Annotated in this window: 12 protein-coding genes and 2 pseudogenes; 7 read left to right on the forward strand and 7 right to left on the reverse strand. The window is 67.4% G+C overall.

Annotation, left to right across the window (positions count from 1 at the left end):
* Window positions 1–49 precede the first annotated feature (49 nt).
* The 3 genes and pseudogenes from ACJH5R_RS01550 to ACJH5R_RS01560 form a co-directional block, all read right to left on the reverse strand.
* Window positions 50–517 (reverse strand): zinc finger domain-containing protein, encoded by a 468-nt coding sequence (locus ACJH5R_RS01550; RefSeq protein ID WP_406781356.1) that lies wholly within the window; start codon window positions 515–517, stop codon window positions 50–52.
* 162 nt (window positions 518–679) lie between these two features.
* Window positions 680–913: pseudogene (locus ACJH5R_RS01555) on the reverse strand (DNA-formamidopyrimidine glycosylase family protein); the annotation flags it as partial.
* Between the two features lie 63 nt (window positions 914–976).
* Window positions 977–3,274, reverse strand: coding sequence for a cellulase family glycosylhydrolase (locus ACJH5R_RS01560; RefSeq protein ID WP_406781149.1), 2,298 nt, complete (start codon window positions 3,272–3,274; stop codon window positions 977–979).
* 109 nt (window positions 3,275–3,383) lie between these two features.
* Here ACJH5R_RS01560 and ACJH5R_RS01565 point away from each other — a divergent pair, with 109 nt between their 5' ends.
* The gene (locus ACJH5R_RS01565; protein WP_406781150.1) at window positions 3,384–6,167 is read left to right on the forward strand and encodes an AAA family ATPase; all 2,784 of its coding nucleotides are present in this window, start codon (window positions 3,384–3,386) and stop codon (window positions 6,165–6,167) included.
* Between the two features lie 14 nt (window positions 6,168–6,181).
* Here ACJH5R_RS01565 and ACJH5R_RS01570 read toward each other — a convergent pair whose 3' ends face one another.
* The 3 genes from ACJH5R_RS01570 to ACJH5R_RS01580 all read right to left on the reverse strand — a co-directional run bounded on the left by ACJH5R_RS01570 (window position 6,182) and on the right by ACJH5R_RS01580 (window position 9,756).
* A complete protein-coding gene (locus ACJH5R_RS01570) occupies window positions 6,182–6,574 on the reverse strand; it encodes a phage holin family protein (RefSeq protein ID WP_406756091.1) in 393 nt (130 codons plus the stop codon).
* Between the two features lie 84 nt (window positions 6,575–6,658).
* Window positions 6,659–6,949 carry a hypothetical protein gene (locus ACJH5R_RS01575; RefSeq protein WP_406781151.1) on the reverse strand — a complete coding sequence of 97 codons (291 nt, stop codon included), beginning with the start codon at window positions 6,947–6,949 and terminating at the stop codon, window positions 6,659–6,661.
* 35 nt (window positions 6,950–6,984) lie between these two features.
* Window positions 6,985–9,756, reverse strand: coding sequence for an AAA family ATPase (locus ACJH5R_RS01580; protein ID WP_406781152.1), 2,772 nt, complete (start codon window positions 9,754–9,756; stop codon window positions 6,985–6,987).
* 202 nt (window positions 9,757–9,958) lie between these two features.
* Between ACJH5R_RS01580 and ACJH5R_RS01585 the strand changes: the two genes are divergently transcribed.
* The 6 genes from ACJH5R_RS01585 (at window position 9,959) to ACJH5R_RS01610 (ending at window position 17,442) form a co-directional block, all read left to right on the forward strand.
* Entirely contained in the window at window positions 9,959–10,861 is a 903-nt protein-coding gene (locus tag ACJH5R_RS01585; protein ID WP_406781153.1) for a diiron oxygenase, read from the forward strand.
* Window positions 10,858–11,583, forward strand: a complete 726-nt coding sequence (locus tag ACJH5R_RS01590) for a DUF4873 domain-containing protein (RefSeq protein WP_406781154.1) — start codon at window positions 10,858–10,860, stop codon at window positions 11,581–11,583. The genes ACJH5R_RS01585 and ACJH5R_RS01590 overlap by 4 nt, the downstream gene beginning before the upstream one ends.
* A gap of 82 nt (window positions 11,584–11,665) precedes the next feature.
* The gene (locus ACJH5R_RS01595) at window positions 11,666–12,538 is read left to right on the forward strand and encodes a TIGR03619 family F420-dependent LLM class oxidoreductase (RefSeq protein ID WP_406781155.1); all 873 of its coding nucleotides are present in this window, start codon (window positions 11,666–11,668) and stop codon (window positions 12,536–12,538) included.
* A gap of 164 nt (window positions 12,539–12,702) precedes the next feature.
* Window positions 12,703–12,849 (forward strand): hypothetical protein, encoded by a 147-nt coding sequence (locus ACJH5R_RS01600; RefSeq protein WP_406756097.1) that lies wholly within the window; start codon window positions 12,703–12,705, stop codon window positions 12,847–12,849.
* 229 nt (window positions 12,850–13,078) lie between these two features.
* Window positions 13,079–15,190 (forward strand): cellulase family glycosylhydrolase, encoded by a 2,112-nt coding sequence (locus ACJH5R_RS01605; RefSeq protein WP_406781156.1) that lies wholly within the window; start codon window positions 13,079–13,081, stop codon window positions 15,188–15,190.
* A 137-nt stretch (window positions 15,191–15,327) separates the two neighbouring features.
* Window positions 15,328–17,442 (forward strand): cellulase family glycosylhydrolase, encoded by a 2,115-nt coding sequence (locus ACJH5R_RS01610; protein WP_406756099.1) that lies wholly within the window; start codon window positions 15,328–15,330, stop codon window positions 17,440–17,442.
* Window positions 17,443–17,459: 17 nt separating this feature from the next.
* On the opposite strand, the pseudogene ACJH5R_RS01615 reads toward ACJH5R_RS01610, so the two are convergent.
* Window positions 17,460–18,407, reverse strand: a pseudogene (locus ACJH5R_RS01615) (fumarylacetoacetate hydrolase family protein); the annotation flags it as partial.
* Between the last annotated feature and the right edge of the window lies 1 nt (window position 18,408).

The raw sequence follows: 18,408 nt of genomic DNA on the forward strand, positions 1-18,408 counted from the left end.
CTTAACGGCGGTCGCCGGCTGTCGAAGTCACGTCGAAGATTTAGAAGAATTACTTGAGCAGTCGTGACATCCGACGGTCGGCGAGTACCTTGCCGCCGGTCTGGCAGGTCGGGCAGTACTGAAACGACTTATCGGCGAAAGATATTTCCCGGACCGTGTCGGCGCAGACCGGGCACGGCAGCCCGGTTCGGGCGTGTACCCGCAGACCGGAACGCTTCTCCCCCTTCAAGGTGGCGGCCTGTTGGCCGACCGAGCGGGTCACCGCATCGGTCAGCACGGCACGGGTGGCCTCGTGCAGTGCGGTCAGCTGAGCTGTCGACAATTTGCCGGCGGTGGCGAATGGCGACAGCCGCGCGGTGTGCAGAATCTCGTCGCTGTAGGCGTTGCCGATCCCGGCGATCACCTTCTGATCGGTCAGGACGGTCTTGATGCGACCGGTATTGCCGGCCAGCAGACCAGCCAGCTCCTCGGCGTCGATCGCCAGCGCATCGGGACCCAGGGTGGCGATGCCCGGCACCTTCGTCGGGTCGTCGACCAACCAGACCGCCAGTCGCTTCTGGGTGCCGGCTTCGGTCAGATCGAAGCCGGGGGCCTTCCCCGGGACACCCAGGTGCACCCGCAGCGCGATCGGGCCCTTGCCCGGGCGCAGCGGAGCAGCCGCCAGCTGATCCGACCAGCGCAGCCAGCCCGCCCTGGACAGGTGCGCGATCAAGAACAGCTCGCCTGCCTGCAACCCCAGATACTTGCCCCAGCGGTGCGCGCCGGTCACCTGCTCGCCATGCAACGCCGTCGGCGGCGGGTCGAAGGTCTTGAGCACCGACAGTGCCGCCACGTCGATCCGGCCGATGGTGCAGCCGACGGCGTGCCGGCGCAGATGATCGGCGAGTGCTTCGACCTCGGGCAGCTCCGGCATGCCCCCGAGTCTGCCCGTTTCGCTGCCGGCGCGCCCGACTCTTTCGGCCCGTGGGGCGAGTTGTCAGCCCGTCGCGGCGGCGGGGCTCACCACGACCGAGACCGTAGCGGCACCGGAGTCGGAGGCAATGGCCAGTTCGGCGGCATCGGCCGCCGAGACGACGTGCCCGCCGCTGACGAAGACGTCATAGCCGCCGGGATAGGCGAGCGCCGGCACCGAAATGGTGGTGATGGAACCGGCGGCGAAGCTGCCCGACCCGTTCGCCATCACGGTGGAAAAACTGAAATGCAGTGCGCCGTCGACGACGGACCAGGAGGTCGGGGTGCCGGACACCAGCTGCGGGTACGGCTCGGCCAACAGGCCCAACTTCGCGGCGTCTACGTTGTCGCCCGTCGGTGCCACCGCTGGGTCGTGGACCAGCCACCCATGGCCGCCTCCGGTGGTGGTGATGTCGCCCCGGTCGCTGTACTCCCACTCGGTCCACCCGATGAAGTTCTGGTCGGCAGCGCCCATGGTGGCGCCGATGGTGTCCAGGTCGGCGCCTGAGCCGAATTCGCTCATGAATGTCGGGATGCCGTGGGTGCTCGCATAGGCCATGGCGTTGTTCACCGCGACGCCGGTCAGTGGTCCGACGTAGCCGAGGTAGTTGTGAAACGAGAACACGGTGTTGGGGTCGTCGACCGTGCCCAAGCTGATCGGGAATGCGATGCCGTTGATGACCTCGGGCTCGAAGAACACTGGGGTGTGCGGGTCGACAGCACGGATCGCGGCGTCCACCTGGTTGTAGAACGGTGTCAGCTCCTGGGTGCCGAAGTGGGGGCTGAACAGGCTCGACAGGGTCTGGAAGCCCGCGGCCGGTTCGTTCATGATGCCGTAGCCGGCCACTCCGGGGTTGCCTTTGAAGTAGTCGGCCACGTGCTCCCACATCAGCGCGTAGTGGTTCTGCAGCCCGGCCTGGTCGGGCGCGGGCGAGTTGGACCAGAACGCATCCCACGCGTGGTTACTCGCGGGGTTGAGGAGGCCGTTGAGCAGGAAGCCGAAGTCGAGGTTGGGCAGACCGCCGTCTTGTGCCGCCCAGTCGGGCGCTCCTTCGCCGGCGAACATGCTGGAGTAGTCGTCCTGGTGCATGTCGAGGATGGCGGTGATGCCGTAGTTATGCAGGATCTGCACGGTCTGGGCGATCGACGAGAGGTAGGCGTCGTCGAAGACGCCGGGTTGCGGCTCCACGCCGGCCCAGATGACGCCCAGGCGCACCACGTTGAACCCGTTGTCGGCGAGGAAGGCCGCGTCGTCGTCGCCGAATCCGATCGCCGAGGGTTCGTACGGCGCAAGCTTGTACACCTCGTTGAGGCCGTGCAGGATGACGACCTGCCCGTCGGCATTGGTTATCCAGCCTCCTGTGCTGGCCAAAGCCGCCGGGTCCACCGGCCCCCGGGTGGGATCGGCGCCGAAGTGGCCGACCGCGCCGTGGGTACCTAGCGTGCTGCCGTTGCCGCCCGCTCCACCCAACGCCGGCAGGCCCGTGGCAGGCCCGCCCACGCCGCTGTCGCCACCGTCACCGCCGTGACCGCCGCTGCCCAGCAACCCGGTGCCGTCGCCGCCGTCACCGCCGTGGGAACCATCGGCCCCGCTGCCGCCGTGCCCGCCGGCGCCGCCGATCCCGAACAGCAGCCCGGCCGCCTGGCCGCCCGCCCCGCCGACGCCACCGGTCGCGCCCGACGCGTCACCGCCGGCGCCCCCGGCCCCGCCGACACCCAGCAACACACCGCCCGCTCCGCCGGCACCCCCGCCTGCGCCCGCGCCGCCGGCCCCGCCGATCCCCCCGTTGCCGAGCAATCCCGCCGCTCCTCCGGCACCGCCGGCGACCTGGGCGGTGGTGCTGTCATAGCCGGCCCCGCCGTCGCCGAACAGCCAGCCGCCCGCATAGCCGTCGACATGCTGCGCGGTGCCGTCGGCTCCGTCGGCAACCATGGGCCCGAGGCCGACCGCTTCGCTGAGCTGGTTCAGCCCGTCAAGCAGCGGGGTGGGAGTCGAACTGTGAATCCAGTTCTCGATGCCGGTGTGCAGTGGGGTGTAGACGTTCTGGTCGAACCATGCGGCCGCGTCAAGTGCGGATGCGTCGCCACCACCCGGCCATCCGAGGTCCGCGAAGGCGGCCTCCCAATGGGCGGAGTCGAAGAAGGCATTCCAGGCCGACGGCGCCCCCAACGCCTCCCAGTCAAGACCGTTGGTCGCTGCGTCGACCAACGGCGCCAGCGCCTGATCGAGCAGCTCGTCGACGACATCGGCGTGCGCTGCCGGCGCCATCATGGCCAGGTCCAGCAGCACCGCGGCCACCGCGGTCACGCCAACGCGAATCATTTCGGACGGCCCCCACCCGCTGAAAAAAATATGAGATTCAGCTAAGGGGAACGTTACTCCGGTCGCATTCACTGTCAACCGGTTCCGCAAGCCGCCGTTCGTTGCGACCATGTTGATCGTGTCGGGAGGGTTGGCGGGGAGGGAAGCCGAAATCCGCGCGATATCGGATTTCCTTGTGCGCATCGGGGACGGCCCGGCGGGGCTGATGCTGGAGGGCGAACCGGGCATCGGCAAGACCACCTTGTTGGTCGACGGCACCGATCAAGCGCTGACACGCGGGTTTCAGGTGTTGTCGGCACGGGGTTCGCCGGCCGAAGTCAGCTATGCCTATTCGGCGGTCGCTGACCTGTTGAGCGGTGTCGATGACGCGGTGCTGGCTCAGTTGCCCGACATGCACCGCCTGGCCCTGGGCCGCGCGCAGCTGGGCGATGTCGCGGACGGCCCGGCTACCGACGAACGCGTGGTCGCCACGGCCTTCTTGTCAGTGGTCGAACACCTCGGCGTCCAGGCACCGGTGTTGCTGGCCATCGATGACGCGCAATGGCTGGATCGCTCCAGCAAGGCGGTGATCAGCTATGCCGCCCGCCGACTCAGTGGACGAGCCGGACTGCTGGCCAGTATCCGCATCGGGGAACCGGACTCGCTCGATATGCGGTCGCGGCTGCAGTTCCGCCGTCCGGAGGCCCTGACCCGACTGCGCATCCGGCCGCTGCCCCTGGGCGGCTTGCATGCCCTGATCGCCGCGCGATTGGGCCACACGCTGCCGCGGCCGACGATCACCCGCATTCACGACATCTCCGGCGGTAACCCGTTCTTCGCCCTCGAACTCGCGGCCCGTACAGCAACCGGCGAATCCGATTCCATCGTCGACCTGCCGGACAGTCTGTCGGCGTTGGTGCGCGGTCGAATCGGGGACGCCGACGATGAGGAGACCACGGTACTGCTGGCCGCGGCATGCACAGCGGCGCCCACCGTCGAATTGATCGCCCAAGGAGCCGGCTTCACCGCGGCCCGCGTCGTCGAGCTGCTGGACTCGGTGGCAAGTCGCGCCATCGTCGGGTTGGACGGGAATCGGGTGCGGTTCACCCACCCGCTGTTCGCCACCGGCGTCTACACCGGCGCCCCGCCCGCACGTCGGCGGGCGATGCATCGCCGGCTCGCCGACGTCATCGATCAGCCCGAGATCAAGGCACGCCATCTGGCCCTGTCCGTGGTCAGCGGTGACCAACTCACGCTGTCGGCGCTCGACGCGGCCGCCGAGTCCACCTCCGCGCGAGGCGCACCGGCGGTCGCCGCCGAATTGATCGAGCTGGCAATCAAATTAGGCGGCGACACCCCGCAGCGACGCATCCGCGCCGGAGAGCTGCAGTTCCGCGCGGGATCGCTGATTGCAGCACGCCGACATCTGCAGACGAGCTTGCAGGACGCGCCCCCGGGGGTGCTGCGTTCGATGGCACTGATGTGGCTGGGCGCGGTGCTCGGATACGACGACGACACGGTGGGCTCTGCGGAGACGATGGCCGCAGCGGCCGACGAGGCCGGCGACAACGCCGCGCTGCGACTGCTGTGCCTGCTTCGGATGATTCTGCCGCTGGCCATGCTCGACCGCCTCGACGATGCCGTCGCACGGGCACAGGAGGCCGTTGGCCTCGCCGACCAGCTCGGCGTGCCGAACCTGCGGAGCCAGGCGTTGTCGATCTTGGTTTTCACCAGGTTCGCGCGCGGCCTCGGCGAGGATCGCGACGCTCTGCGGCTGGCGCTGGAACTGGAAGATCCGCACGGTGGCGCCACCACCTGGTTTCGGGCCAGTGGCGTGGCGGCGATGATGCCCGCCTACAGCGGTGACCTTGGCCGTGCACTGACCCAGATGCGCGCATTTCAGCAGCAACTTCGGGTCGGCGGCACCGAGGTGGACATTCTCTGGGCGGCCGTTCGGATATCCATGATCACGCTGTGGGCGGGCCGCTATCAGGAGGCCGATGCCGCGGCACGCGAGGCGGTGGAACGCGCCGAGCAGATGAATGCGCGGCTGGCGTTGGTCACTGCCTGGACGGTCCAGGCCGCTGTCGCGGCATACACCGGCCGCGAAGCCGAAGCCCGCGGTGCGGCGGCGGGTGCGATCGATACCGCCGGTCGGATCGGGGCTCCGCTGTTGGCCAAAGAACCCGCTGCGGTCCTGGGTTTCCTCGAGGTCTCGCTCGAGAGCTATCCGGCGGCGCTGGCGGCACTGCGGCCCCTGTTGGACGGATTCCGCACCGCCCCCAGCTGCGACGTTCAGGGCGGCGGATATCTCCCCGACGCCATCGAAGCACTGACCGCTCTGGGTCACCTCGAGGACGCCGCGTATCTGGTCGACACGCTCGAGCAGCATGGCGACACCCATGGTTGGCCGTGGACGCTGGCCGTGGCGGCACGCGGGCGCGCCCAGGTGTTGACGGCCCGCGGCGAATTCCCGGCCGCGATCGAGGCCCTCGATCGGGCGATGACACACCATGCCCGGCTGCCGATGCCGTTCGAGCAAGCCCGCACCCAGTTGCTGCTGGGCACGGTGCAGCGCCGCCGGCGACGCCACTCCAGTGCAATGGCAAGCCTGGGTGCGGCGCTGAAGACCTTTCACCAGCTCGGCGCGCCGCTGTGGGCGGCGCGAGCACAAGCCGAACTGGGCCGCATCGACCAGATCCACGGCGACCGCGCGACTTTGACCGCCGCCGAGCACCGGGTGGCGGTACTTGCGTCGGAAGGCATGTCCAACAAGCAGATCGCCGCGCAGCTGTACATCTCGGCCAAGACCGTCGAAATGAATCTGAGCCGGGTCTACCGCAAACTGGGCATCCGGTCGCGAGCCGGGTTGTCCGCGGCATTGCCCGGCGCCCACGCCGCCGACGATGACTGATCGCCGCGACTGACCTACCTGGCGATGCGGCCGGCGACCAGCGACAAGACCCAGCCCACCAGCGACAAGACGATCGCGGCCCAGATCGCGTCCCACCAGAAGTCGGCGATGTAGAGGCCCCAGTGCTTGGCGGTCTTGTCGGTGATCCACGCGGTGATCCACAGCATCAGTGCGTTGATCACGATGTGGAACAGGCCCAGGGTGAGGATGTACAGCGGTATCGACAGCAACTGCACCACCGGTTTGATGAAGGCATTCACCAGCCCGAAGATCAAAGCGATGACGAAGATGATGCCCACCCGTTGCAGCGTGGTGTCACCGCCGACGATCTCGACCCCGGGAACGATCTGAGTGACGATCCACAAGGCCAGCCCGGTCAGCGCGGCGCGGAGCAGGAAGGGTCCCATGCGCAGATCTTGCCACGGCGCAAACGACGAAAACCCGACTTTGTGAATTGCGTCGGGCGGGAAGCCCGAGACAATCCAAGCCCGCTAGAGCCAGCTCCCAGCAGCTCCAACCCGGGCCTGCACCCCAGCAGTGATCCGGTCGACCTGCCATCCGGCTTGACGGCAAGCCGTCACAACCGCGTCAGAAGAGTCGGCAGCGACCACCCCGAACAAGGTCTCGTCGCGCGGCGAGGTCAACGCAACCACCAGCCTCCCGCGCACATCGGCCGCGGCGGACGCCAGCCGGTCGATCACCGCGTCGACGGTTGATTCGGCCAGGTCCGGTTGGTACCACTCCACCAAGAAACACTGACGCGCCGATCCGCTGTCGCCCATGTGCCCGACGCTAACCAAACCCGTGCCGCAGCGAATCAGGGTTTTCCCTGGACATCTCCGGGATTGAGCGCCGCAAACAGCCCGGCGCGCGAGCGGATGCCCAACTTGCGATACACGGTGCTCAGCGTCATTTCCACGGTCTTTTCGGCGATGAACAGCTCCGCGGCGATCTGCTTGTTCGACAACCCCGCCGCCGCGTGTTCGGCAACCCGCCGTTCGGCCGAGGTAAGTCCCGTGCCGGGGACCGCCGCAGTCATCCGGTCCAGCTCGGCACGAGCACGTCGGGCCCACAATGGCGCGCCCAGCCTTTCGAAGGTGGCCAGCGCCGTATTCAAGCTCGCCTGAGCGTCCTGTTTGCGCCGGCGACGCCGCTGAACCTGACCCAACAACAACTGCGTGCGCGCTGTCTCGAACGGCATCGGCAACCGCCCATGGTGCACCAGTGCCTCCAGCGCGGTCCGCTCGGCGGCGTCGAGTTCACCACGCGCAGCCAGCCAGTGGCTGCGCCCGCGGGCGCCCACCGCCAGCATCCACGGCCGGTCAAGCCGCGCGCCGTTGGTCTCCAGCGCAACGATCAGCGGTTCGGCCTCGTCGAGGCGTCCCAACGCGACGAGCGCCTCGACGGCGTCGGGCAGGTAGGCGCCGACCATCATCTCGGTGTCGTGGTCCGGATCGAACGCGGCCAACAAGGGCGCCAGCGTCGTGATCGCTGCCGTGTGGTCGCCCAACGACACGTCGATGAAGCCCAAGGTGGCTGTTGCCGCTTGCCGGTGCAGCACATCTCCGCTGAGGCGGGACGCGTCGATGACAGCGCCCGCTGCGCAGCGGGCAACGTCGACGGCTCCGGTGTAGGCGGCCACCGCGGCACGCCGTGCCCGCGCGCATACCAACACCATCTCAGCGCCCATCTGCTCGGCACGTTGCATGGCCTCGTCGGCGATCTCACCCGCCGCCGCAAAGTGCCCCAGCCAGAGTTCGACCATCGTGGCGTAGTCGGCCATCCAGAGGATGTCGGTCTCGGTCCCGCCTTCGAGAAGCCGGTGCCGGACGCTACGGATCTGGCGCGGCGCATCAATGAGTTCCCCCGCCCAGGAACGAATCACCGGCGCGACAGTGCTGGCCCGGTAGGTCGCGGCCGCGCCGCCGTCCGGATCCTCCAGATCCAACGCCAGTTGCAAAGTGGGCGGATCAATTCCAAGCCCATGCCAAAAGCGGACCACGGCCTGAATCGTCAACGCCTGGCTGTGTAATCCGGGGATACCAAGCTGATCGGCTTGCGCCACGGCGACGCGCGCGAGGTCGACCGATTCCCGACCGTTCCCGATCACCCTCGCCAGCGGCACCAGCAGGAGTCTGGCCTGAAGCTGAAGCACCGGATTGTCGGCGGATTGGTCGATGGCCTGCGCCAGCAGCTCGGCTGCGGCCACCAAACTCCCGTCGTAGCCGGTGACCGCGGCAAGGGCGATCATCGCCGTACAGCGCAGCCCGGGCGGCGACGACGACCCGTCCAAGATCCATTGCAGATGGGCACGGGTAGGCGTGATAGCTCCGGCGCGAAAGTGCTGTTCGGCAGCGGCCATCCGCCGCAACGGGGTATCACCCCCCAGATTGATCGCGAGTTCGATCAGCTCTGCCGCTACCGCGGGGGCGCCGCGCGCCCGGGTGACTTCGGCGGCCTCATCGAGCGCTTGCAATACCTGCGGGTCGGCGCTGGTGGCCGCCAACGCCAGGTGACGCGCGGTCAGCTCAGCCTCTTCGACAGTCTCGGCAAGGCGACGGTGCATTGCCCGGCGCGCGGCCGGCCCGGCAGCACTGTAGACGCCAGTGGCGAACAGCGGATGGTGAAACCGGATCCGGCTGCCGTCGATCTCGACCACCCCGTTGGCCTGCTGGGATTCGACCAGCTCGACGACGCGATCGGCGTTGATTCCGGTGGCGAGGCTCACCCGTTCGACAGTGGGCGACGCGGCGCACGCCGCAGCCAGCAGCACGGCGGCGACGTCGTCGTCCTCGGAACAGCCGATCTGATGGCCCACCAGCGCGGCAAGGGCTTCGGGGAGCTCGACCGCGGCCCGGGCGGGATCCTCGGCGATGAACCTTGCCAGTTCGAGAGCGAAAAACGGGTTGCCGCCTGATATTTCATAGATCCGGGTGATCGAAGGGCGGGGCAACGTGTGCCCCAGCCGGGCGGAAATCAGAGCATGCACGCCGCCCAGGGTCAGCGGAGCGATCCGCAGCCGCGCCACCGCCCCGGGCCGTGCTGAACTCAGCCAACTCATGTCGGCAGCGCCCATGGCGCCGGTTCGAACCGCGAGCAACAGACCGACCCGTCCGCTGAGCCGTCGTTGGGCGAACCCGATCACCATCTGACTCGACATGTCCAGCCACTGGACGTCGTCGACACACAACAGCACCGGCGCGACCGAACTCAACCGGCGAAGAACCGCCAGGAACGCGGTGGCAACCATCCGCTCATCGCTGCCCGGCCCGTCACCACCGCCGAGCATGATCCGATCCACTGCCGCGCGCTGTTCGTCGGGCAACTGTGCCAGCGTCTCCGCGTGGACACCACCGAGCAGGTCCGCCACCGCGGCGTAGGCGTAGCGGACCTCGGTCGGAGCGCCCGCGGCCGAGAGCACCTGGTAACCCCGCGCGGCCGCGGCCGCGGCCGCCTCCCACAGCAGCGTGGACTTTCCGATGCCCGCTTCGCCTTCGAGCAGCAGAGTGGCGGGCTCGGTCAAGGCCGCGTCGAGGAAGGCGCACACAGCTGACGCCTCAGCTCTTCGGTCCGCCAGACCTGGTCGCATGGCCACAATTGTGGCAGCCGAGGGCACCCTCGGTCATGGTTGCGCCGCGGTCTCGACGGCACCGATTCAGCGGGGATACCGCCCAGCCAGATGGTGTGACGGGCCTCACACAAAGAACCGCAGGTATCCGGTACCGTCGGTATTGACATGTCTTGTCGCGACTCTTAGTTTTTACAGGTCCGAGCGAGAAGGGATTTCCGTCATGACCACTGCGGTGCGGCCGAGCGAACCGACCCGGGAGGAATTTGCCGAGCGTCTGCTGAAGGGCTCAGTGAAGAAGTCCTATGCACCGGTCGTCGACATCGACTGGAACGCCCCGCTGGAGGACGACAAGTTCTTCCTGCCGCCGCGGATGTGCACGCTCTACGGGACCGGTCTGTGGGAAGCCATGACCCGCGAACAGCAGATCGAGATGTCGCGCCAGGAGCTGGTCAACGTCCTGTCGGCGGGCATCTGGTTCGAGAACATCCTCAACCAGGCGCTGCTGCGCGACATGATGCACAAGAACCCCACCGCGCGCACCACGCACTACTCGCTGACCGAACTGGGCGACGAGACCCGCCACATGCTGATGTTCGGTAAGACCATCGATCGGATCGGCGGCGTACCGGTGCGCCCGCGACTGCACCAGCGCATCGTTATCAACGCGCTTCCCTTCCTGTTCCGCGGCAGCATCTTGTGGGGAGCGGCGCTGGTCGGCGAGGAGATCTTCGACTCGCTGCAGCGCCAGATCCTCGACGATCCGGACCTGCAGCCGATCGTGCGACGCGTGATGCGCATCCATGTCACCGAAGAAGCCCGCCACATTCAGTACGCCCGCGACGGTCTGCGACGCAGCGTGCCGGCGATGCCCCGCTACCGCCGTGTCCTGCTGGCCAACCTGCAGGGGGTCGGCGGACCGTTCTACCGCCACCTGTTCACCCTGCCGGTCGTCTACAGCCGAGTCGGGCTCGACGGCCGCGAAGCGCGCCGGGTGGCGCGAGCCAACCCGCACTTCCATGCCGCTTCCCGCTCGTCGTTCGCACCGCTGGCCGCGTTCTTCACCGAAGTCGGACTGATGGGTGGGCTGGCCCGACGGATGTGGCGGCGGGCCGGATTCCTGTGAGCCGCAACGGCGTCCTGGACGTGGTGGTGCTGGGCGACCCGGCGCACCTGTACGGGTTGGTCGATGTTGCCCGCGCCGTCGACGCGACGAACGTGTCCACCCGATTCGACAGCGGCAACGACACCTGGACGGTGACCACTGCCGACGGCGAGGAGCTGATCGCCCGCATGTTGATCAGCACGGCCGCCTCAACCGACGACGTCGTCGCCAGGCATGGCGCCCCCAACCGATTCCAGATTCCCGGCCCGCACACCCGCAGGCAGGCCCGGTATGTGGCCCGGCTCATCGATGCCCTACGGCGAAGCGGAGCCAGCCGGATCGAGTCCCACTCGCCGCGGCTGCGGGTGCACCCGCTGCTGCCGACCCGGGGAATCTCCCGGTTCTACCTCACCGGCCGCGGAGGCGTGGACTTAGAAAACGCCGAAACCTATGACGGGCCGGCGGTTCTCAGCCACAACGGCGAGGACTACCCGACACGAGTGCGCCTGACCGGCCACTTTGATCCGATCGATGGCCAATACCATTGGCAAGGAATGTTTTTCAACGAATTGCCGGGCGCAAGTGTTACCGGCTCAAAGGTCAGCATCCGGATCGGCGAGCACACCGCCGAAGGGCGCGTCGCGGAGCGGACGCCGTGGGGCACGCTGACCGTGATCGGCGCCGCCGGATATCCGCCGTTTCCCCTGGAGGACGTCGAGATCGCGATGCCGCCGCGCATCTGATCGCACTCCCCGCTCAGGTCGGGCCGGGCCAATCTGCTATGCAGAGAACAGCGCCCCATCACCCAAAGACCGAGGAGACGACGTGCGGTTCACCTACGCCGAAGCGATGACCGACCCGAGCTACTACATTCCGCTCGCCAAGGCCGCCGAGGCCGCCGGGTACCACAGCATGACGATCCCCGACAGCATTGCCTACCCGTTCGAATCGGACTCGAAATACCCCTACACCCCCGACGGCAACCGGGAATTCCTCGATGGCAAGGCCTTCATCGAGACCTTCGTCTTGATCGCCGCGCTGGGCGCGGTCACCAGCACGCTGCGGTTCACCCCGTTCGTCGTCAAGCTGCCGATCCGCCCGCCGGCCTTGGTCGCCAAGCAAGCCGGCTCGCTGGCCGCGATGATCGACAACCGGCTGGGCCTGGGCGTGGGCACCAGCCCGTGGCCGGAGGACTACGAGTTGATGGGGGTGCCGTTCGCCCGGCGCGGCAAGCGGATGGACGAGTGCATCGAGATCATCCAGGGGCTCACCACCGGCGACTACTTCGAGTTCCATGGCGAGTTCTACGACATCCCCAAGACGAAGATGGCCCCGGCTCCGTCGCAGCCGATCCCGATCCTGATCGGCGGCCACGCCGAAGCCGCGCTGCGCCGCGCGGCCCGGCACGACGGCTGGATGCACGGCGGGGGCGACCCGGCCGAGCTGGACGGGCTGATCACCCGGCTGGGGCAGCTCCGCGAGGAGGAGGGCCGCGCCGACGATCCCTTCGAAATCCACGTGATCTCGGTTGACGGCTTCACCCTCGACGGCATCAAGCGACTCGAGGACAAGGGCGTCACCGACGTCATCGTCGGATTCCGGGTGCCCTACATCGTCGGAGCCGACACCGAGCCGTTGGACACCAAGATCCGCAACCTGGAGCGGTTCGCCGAGCACGTCATCGCCAAGGCGGGGTGACGGCGGTCACGTCTTCGCCCGCACGTGTGCACGCTCACCGTTTTGCCCGGCCGAATCGGGATACATTTCGTCGCCGCCGGCGTTGATCGGTACGTGCACTGACCGCCCACCCACCGCGGTCGGGTACTGCAGTTCTCGTTGCGTGACCTGCAGGGGGTATTCACATGAAGAAATACACGTACCTACCGCTCGATCCGCGAGCCGGTCATGTCGACCGCCAGCGGGTGATCCACCTGCTTCGCGCCGCAGCCGCTGAGGCCGGGCAGAGCGATGCCCGGCGTCAGTGGATTCGCGCCGCGACCCAATGCTGATCGGGCCGACGAAATAGTTGTCGTAGCGAACTATCGCGCGATTTCACCCATGCCGGCGTTGTAACGCGCCCACCAGCTATTACCGCTAGTCCGGCAGCGACGCGGGCACGTCAGCCGGGCACCTAATCGCATCCCTTTTCCGCCGCACCCTTGCGCGTTGTTAAGTAACTCATTTAGCTTCTCAGACAGGCCTCAGAAAAAGGCGCGTCCATGAGAAGGGTTCGTCGCGATGTCTCGTCACCGCAGCAAGGTTGTGGGCAGCAAGGTTGTCGGTATCGCCGCGTTCTTGGCGATCGCCCCGATCGCCCCGACCGCTCATGCTGATTTCGACGACATGATGGACGTGTTGTTCACGCCGTTCGTCACCACCGAAGGCGCCCTTGACGGTGACGCCCTGTTCGACACCACCGCATGGGACACCTTCTTGTCCTCCGCACACTGGGACGCCGCCTTTGCCGCACTGTCCGAGCCCAGCCCCGCTCTGGCCTTCGACCTGTACACCGGCCTGCACGACATCGCCGAGAAGTGGATCGAGAGCGACCTCGGCATCCAGGTCAACGGCGCCATCAACACCCTGTTCGGCTCCACGGTCATCGGCAACGGCGCCGACGGCACTGAGGACAACCCCGACGGCGGCGACGGCGGCTGGCTCTTCGGAGACGGCGGCGCCGGCTGGAACAGCACCACCGACGGCGTCGCCGGCGGCCACGGCGGCTCGGCGGTCGGGCTCTTCGGCAACGGCGGCGCCGGTGGTGACGGTGGAGCCGGTGCCGTCGGCGGCGACGGCGGTGCCGCCGGCTGGCTGTGGGGCAACGGCGGCCACGGCGGCGACGCCGGTGACGGCGCCACCCTGGCCGGGCTGCCCGCACTGGGCGGCGTCGGCGGTGTGGCCGGCCTGCTCTATGGCACCCACGGCGAGGTAGGCCACTACGGCGCACTCCCGGGCGGGATCACCGGAACGGTCGCCCCGCCGGTGGAGGTGTCCAACGGCTGGCTCACCAACAGCGACGGCCAGGTCGTCATGTGGCATGGGCTCAACCAGGTCTACAAGGTCGCCCCCTACGAGCCGTCCGCCGGCGGGTTCAGCGACGACGATGCCGCCTTCCTGGCCGCCAACGGCTTCAACGCCGTACGCCTGGGCGTGATCTGGGCCGGGGTGGAACCAGAACCGGGGGTCATCGACTACGGCTACCTCGCGTCGCTCCAACAGACCGTCCAGATGCTGGCCAACCACAACATCGTCGCCATCCTCGACATGCATCAAGACCTCTACAGCGGCAGCCTGGGCGGCGACGGTGCGCCGGACTGGGCCGTCTTGACCGGCGGGCTGCCCAACGTCGAGGCAGGCTTCCCGGGCAGCTACTTCGTCAGCCCGGCGCAGAACCACGCTTGGGATGCGTTCTGGGCCAACTCCAACGGACCCGACGAAATCGGGCTGCAGAACCACTACGCACTGATGTGGCAGGCCGTCGCCAACTACTTCAAGGGCGAGCCCAACGTGGCGGGCTACGAGATCATGAACGAGCCCTGGGCAGGCACCCAAACCCTGGGCAGCCTGTTGGGCAACCCCTACTTCGACGCCCAACAGCTGACCCCGTTCTACAACCAGATCACCGAAGCCATCCGCTCCGTCGACCCGAACAAGACGGTGTTCTTCGGACCCACCACCCTCGAGGCCAGCCTGCCGGTGCCGAACCACCTGGGCACGGTCGACGACGACAACACCGTCTTCTCGTTCCACCACTACTGCATGGTGAATGCGCTGTTCCCGACCCTGAGCTTCGGCTGCGACTGGAACGCCGACGTCTCGTTCGGATTCGCGATGGACTACGCACAGGAGCACAACATTCCGGCGTTGCTCAGCGAGTTCGGCGCCACCAACAACATCCCGGCGATCAACGCCGGAATGAACGCCGCCAATCAGCATCTGATCGGCTGGACCGAATGGGCCTACACCGGCGGCGACATCACCAGTACCTCACCCAACGATCAGGCACTGGTATACGACCTGACCAAACCGCCGGACGGCGACAACGTCAACTGGGACAAACTCGACGCCCTGTCCCAGCCCTACCCGCAGGTGATCTCGGGCATTCCGACTTCCTGGTCGTTCTCGGGCGGTGTCTTCTCCTTCAGCTACTCCACCGACCAGGCCGACGGCTCCGGGGCCTTCGCAGCCGGATCGCAGACCACCATCTCCGTTCCGACCAGCCAGTACCCCAACGGCTACAGCGTCAACGTGACCGGCGGGCACGTCACCTCCGGACCCAACGCGTCGCAGCTGATCATCACCTCGGACTCCGGCGCCTCCACCATCAAGGTGACGGTGACCGCGGCGTAATAGCGGATCACTTCGGGTTGGGTCGACAGCTGCTGCCCTCGCGCGCCCTACCGTAACCTTGCGCAGGGTAAGTAACTCGTTTACCTTCTCAGACAGACTTCAGCATCGGCCGTTGTCCATGAGAAGGGTTTGTCGGGATGTCTCGTCACCGCAGCAAAGTTGTGGGCAGCAAGGTTGCCGGAATCGCCGCGTTTTTGGCGATCGCCCCGATCGCCCCGACCGCTCAGGCTGACTTCGACGACATGATGGACGTGCTCGCCACCCCGTTCGTCACCACCGACGGCGCGCTCGACGGTGACGCCCTGTTCGACGCGGCCGCGTGGGACACCTTCCTGTCCGCCGAGCATTGGGACGCCGCCTTCACCGCGCTGGCCGAACCGGGCCCCGCCTTCGCCTTCGCTTTCGACCCCTATGCCGGGCTGTACAGCCTCGCCGAGAAGTGGATCGACAGCGATCTGGGCATCCAGGTCAACGGCGCCATCAACACCCTGTTCGGCTCCACGGTCATCGGTAACGGTGCCGACGGCACCGAAGACAACCCCGACGGCGGCAACGGCGGCTGGCTCTTCGGTAACGGCGGCGCAGGCTGGAACAGCACCACCGACGGCGTCGCCGGCGGCCACGGCGGCGCCGCCGTCGGAATCCTCGGCAACGGCGGCGCGGGCGGCGACGGCGGTGCCGGTGCCGTCGGCGGCGACGGCGGCGCTGCGGGCTGGCTGTTCGGCAACGGCGGCGACGGCGGGAACGCCGGCGACGGCGACACCGCCAGCGGACTACCCGCACTCGGCGGCGTCGGCGGTGTGGCCGGCCTGCTCGACGGAACCCACGGCGCCGTAGGCCACTACGGCGCCCTGCCCGGCGGCATCACCGGAACAGTCACGGCACCTGTCGAGGTCACCAACGGTTGGCTCACCAACAGCGACGGCCAAGTCGTCCTACTGCGCGGACTCAACCAGGTCTACAAGATCCCGCCCTACGAGCCGGCCGCCGGCGGCTTCAGTGAGGAAGACGCGGCCTTCCTGGCCGCGAGCGGCTTCAACTCGGTCCGCCTGGGCATCATCTGGGCCGGCGTGGAACCGCAGCCCGGCGTGATCGACTACGACTACCTGGCCTCGGTAAAGGAGACGGTCGAGATGCTCGGCCGCCACAACATCGTTGCGATCCTCGACATGCACCAAGACCTCTACAACGAGGAGTTCGGCGGCGAGGGCGCTCCGGATTGGGCCGTCCTCACCGGCGGACTGCCCAACCCGCTCCTGGGCTTCCCGGGCACGTACCCGCTGAACCCGGCGCAGAACTTTGCCTGGGATTCGTTCTGGGCCAACGACAAGGCACCCGACGGCATCGGGCTGCAGAATCACTACGCGCTGTCGTGGCAGGCCGTGGCCAACTACTTCAAGGGCGATCCCAACGTCGCCGGCTACGACATCATGAACGAGCCGTGGGCGGGCACCCACGCATTGGGCAGCATTTTGGGCAACCCCTACTTCGACGCCCAGCAGCTGACCCCGTTCTACAACCAGATCGACGCCGCGATCCGGTCGGTCGACCCGAACAAGACCGTCTTCTTCGAGCCGAACACCCTCTTCGGCAGCCTGCCGGTCCCGACGCACCTGGGCACGGTCGACGACGAGAACTCGGCCTTCTCGTTCCACCACTACTGCGTCACAACGTCACTCATCCCCGGCTCGAGCTTCGGCTGCGACTGGAACGCCGACATCGTGTTCGGGTATGCGTCGGAATACACCCAAGAGCACAACATCCCAGGCTGGCTCAGCGAGTTCGGTGCGACGAACAACCTCGGAGCCATCGGGGCGAGCCTGACTGCCTCGAACAAGTGGCTCTTCGGCTGGTCTGAGTGGGCTTACACCGGCGGTGACATCACCAGCGCGTCACCGAACGATCAGGCACTGGTGTTCGACCTGAGCAAGGCGCCGGTCGGGGACAACGTCAACTGGGACAAGCTTGACGTCCTGTCTCAGCCCTACCCGCAGGCGATCTCCGGCATCCCGACCTCGTTGTCTTTCAACAATGGAGTCTTCTCCCTCAGCTACTCCACCGACCAGGCCGACGGATCCGGATCCTTCGCCGCCGGATCACAGACCACCATCTCAGTGCCACCCAACCAATACCCCAACGGCTACACGGTCAATGTGACCGGCGGACACGTCACCTCCGGACCCAACGCGTCGCAGCTGATCATCACCTCAGACGGCGCCTCGACCATCAAGGTGACCGTCACGGCGTCCTAGGCGTTCTAGGCACCCTAGGGCCGCGGGCGCTCGGGCAGCGGTATCGGCGGTGCGCTGGCGCGCACCGTCTGGCGAACCTCGCCGAGGCCCTGCACCTGCAGAGTCACCACGTCACCGTCGCTCAGCCAACCCGGAAACGGTTGCGGCAGGGCGGGATCGAGGTGTTCGAGCAGTGTGCAAGAGGGTACGGTGCCGGACCCGAAGACGTCACCCGGCTCCAGCGGCACCCCGCGCGATGCATAGCTGATGATCTCGCCGAAGGTCCAGTCCATGGCCTCGGTCGACCCGAGGCCCACGATCACGTCGTTGACGATCGCGGTGACGTGCAGGCTGAGTCTGCCGTTGCGGCGGTAGGGCTCCAGCTCGTCGGGGGTGACCAGGTAGGGCCCCAGCGTGACCCCGCTGTCCTTGCCCTTGGCCTGCCCGATGGCCAGCACCCCCTCCTGAGCCTGCAGGTCCCGCGCCGACCAGTCGTTGAAAATGGTGTAGCCGATGATCGCCTGCTCGGCTTGCTCCACCGACAGGTTCGCCCCGGCCGTGCCGATGACCGCGGCGACCTCCAGCTCGAAGTCCTGGCAGACACTGCCGGGTGCCATGGGGACATCGTCGTAGGGACCCAGAACCGTTGCCGGGCAGGCGAAATAGAATGCTGGTATTCGATACCAGGTGTCGTCGAGCTCGCGGCTGCGTCCGGTCGCGGCCAGGCAGTTGCGCATGTGGTCCAAAAAGCACAGGCTGTCGCGGATCGACGGCGGACGCGGGATCGGCGCCATCAGCGCCGCCTGGTCGGCCCGTACCGTCGCCGACGGGGCGTTCAACGCCCGTTCGCCGGCGTCGCGCAGTCCGTCGGGGCCGAGCCGGATCAATTCCAGCAATGTCACACCGGGCGGCAGCGCATGGATCACGCCCTCGTCCAGCACTCCCGTGCGCTCACCGTCTTCGCTTCGATAGGTCACCCATCGCACC

Source organism: Mycobacterium sp. SMC-19 (assembly GCF_045310815.1).
Taxonomy (GTDB): domain Bacteria; phylum Actinomycetota; class Actinomycetes; order Mycobacteriales; family Mycobacteriaceae; genus Mycobacterium.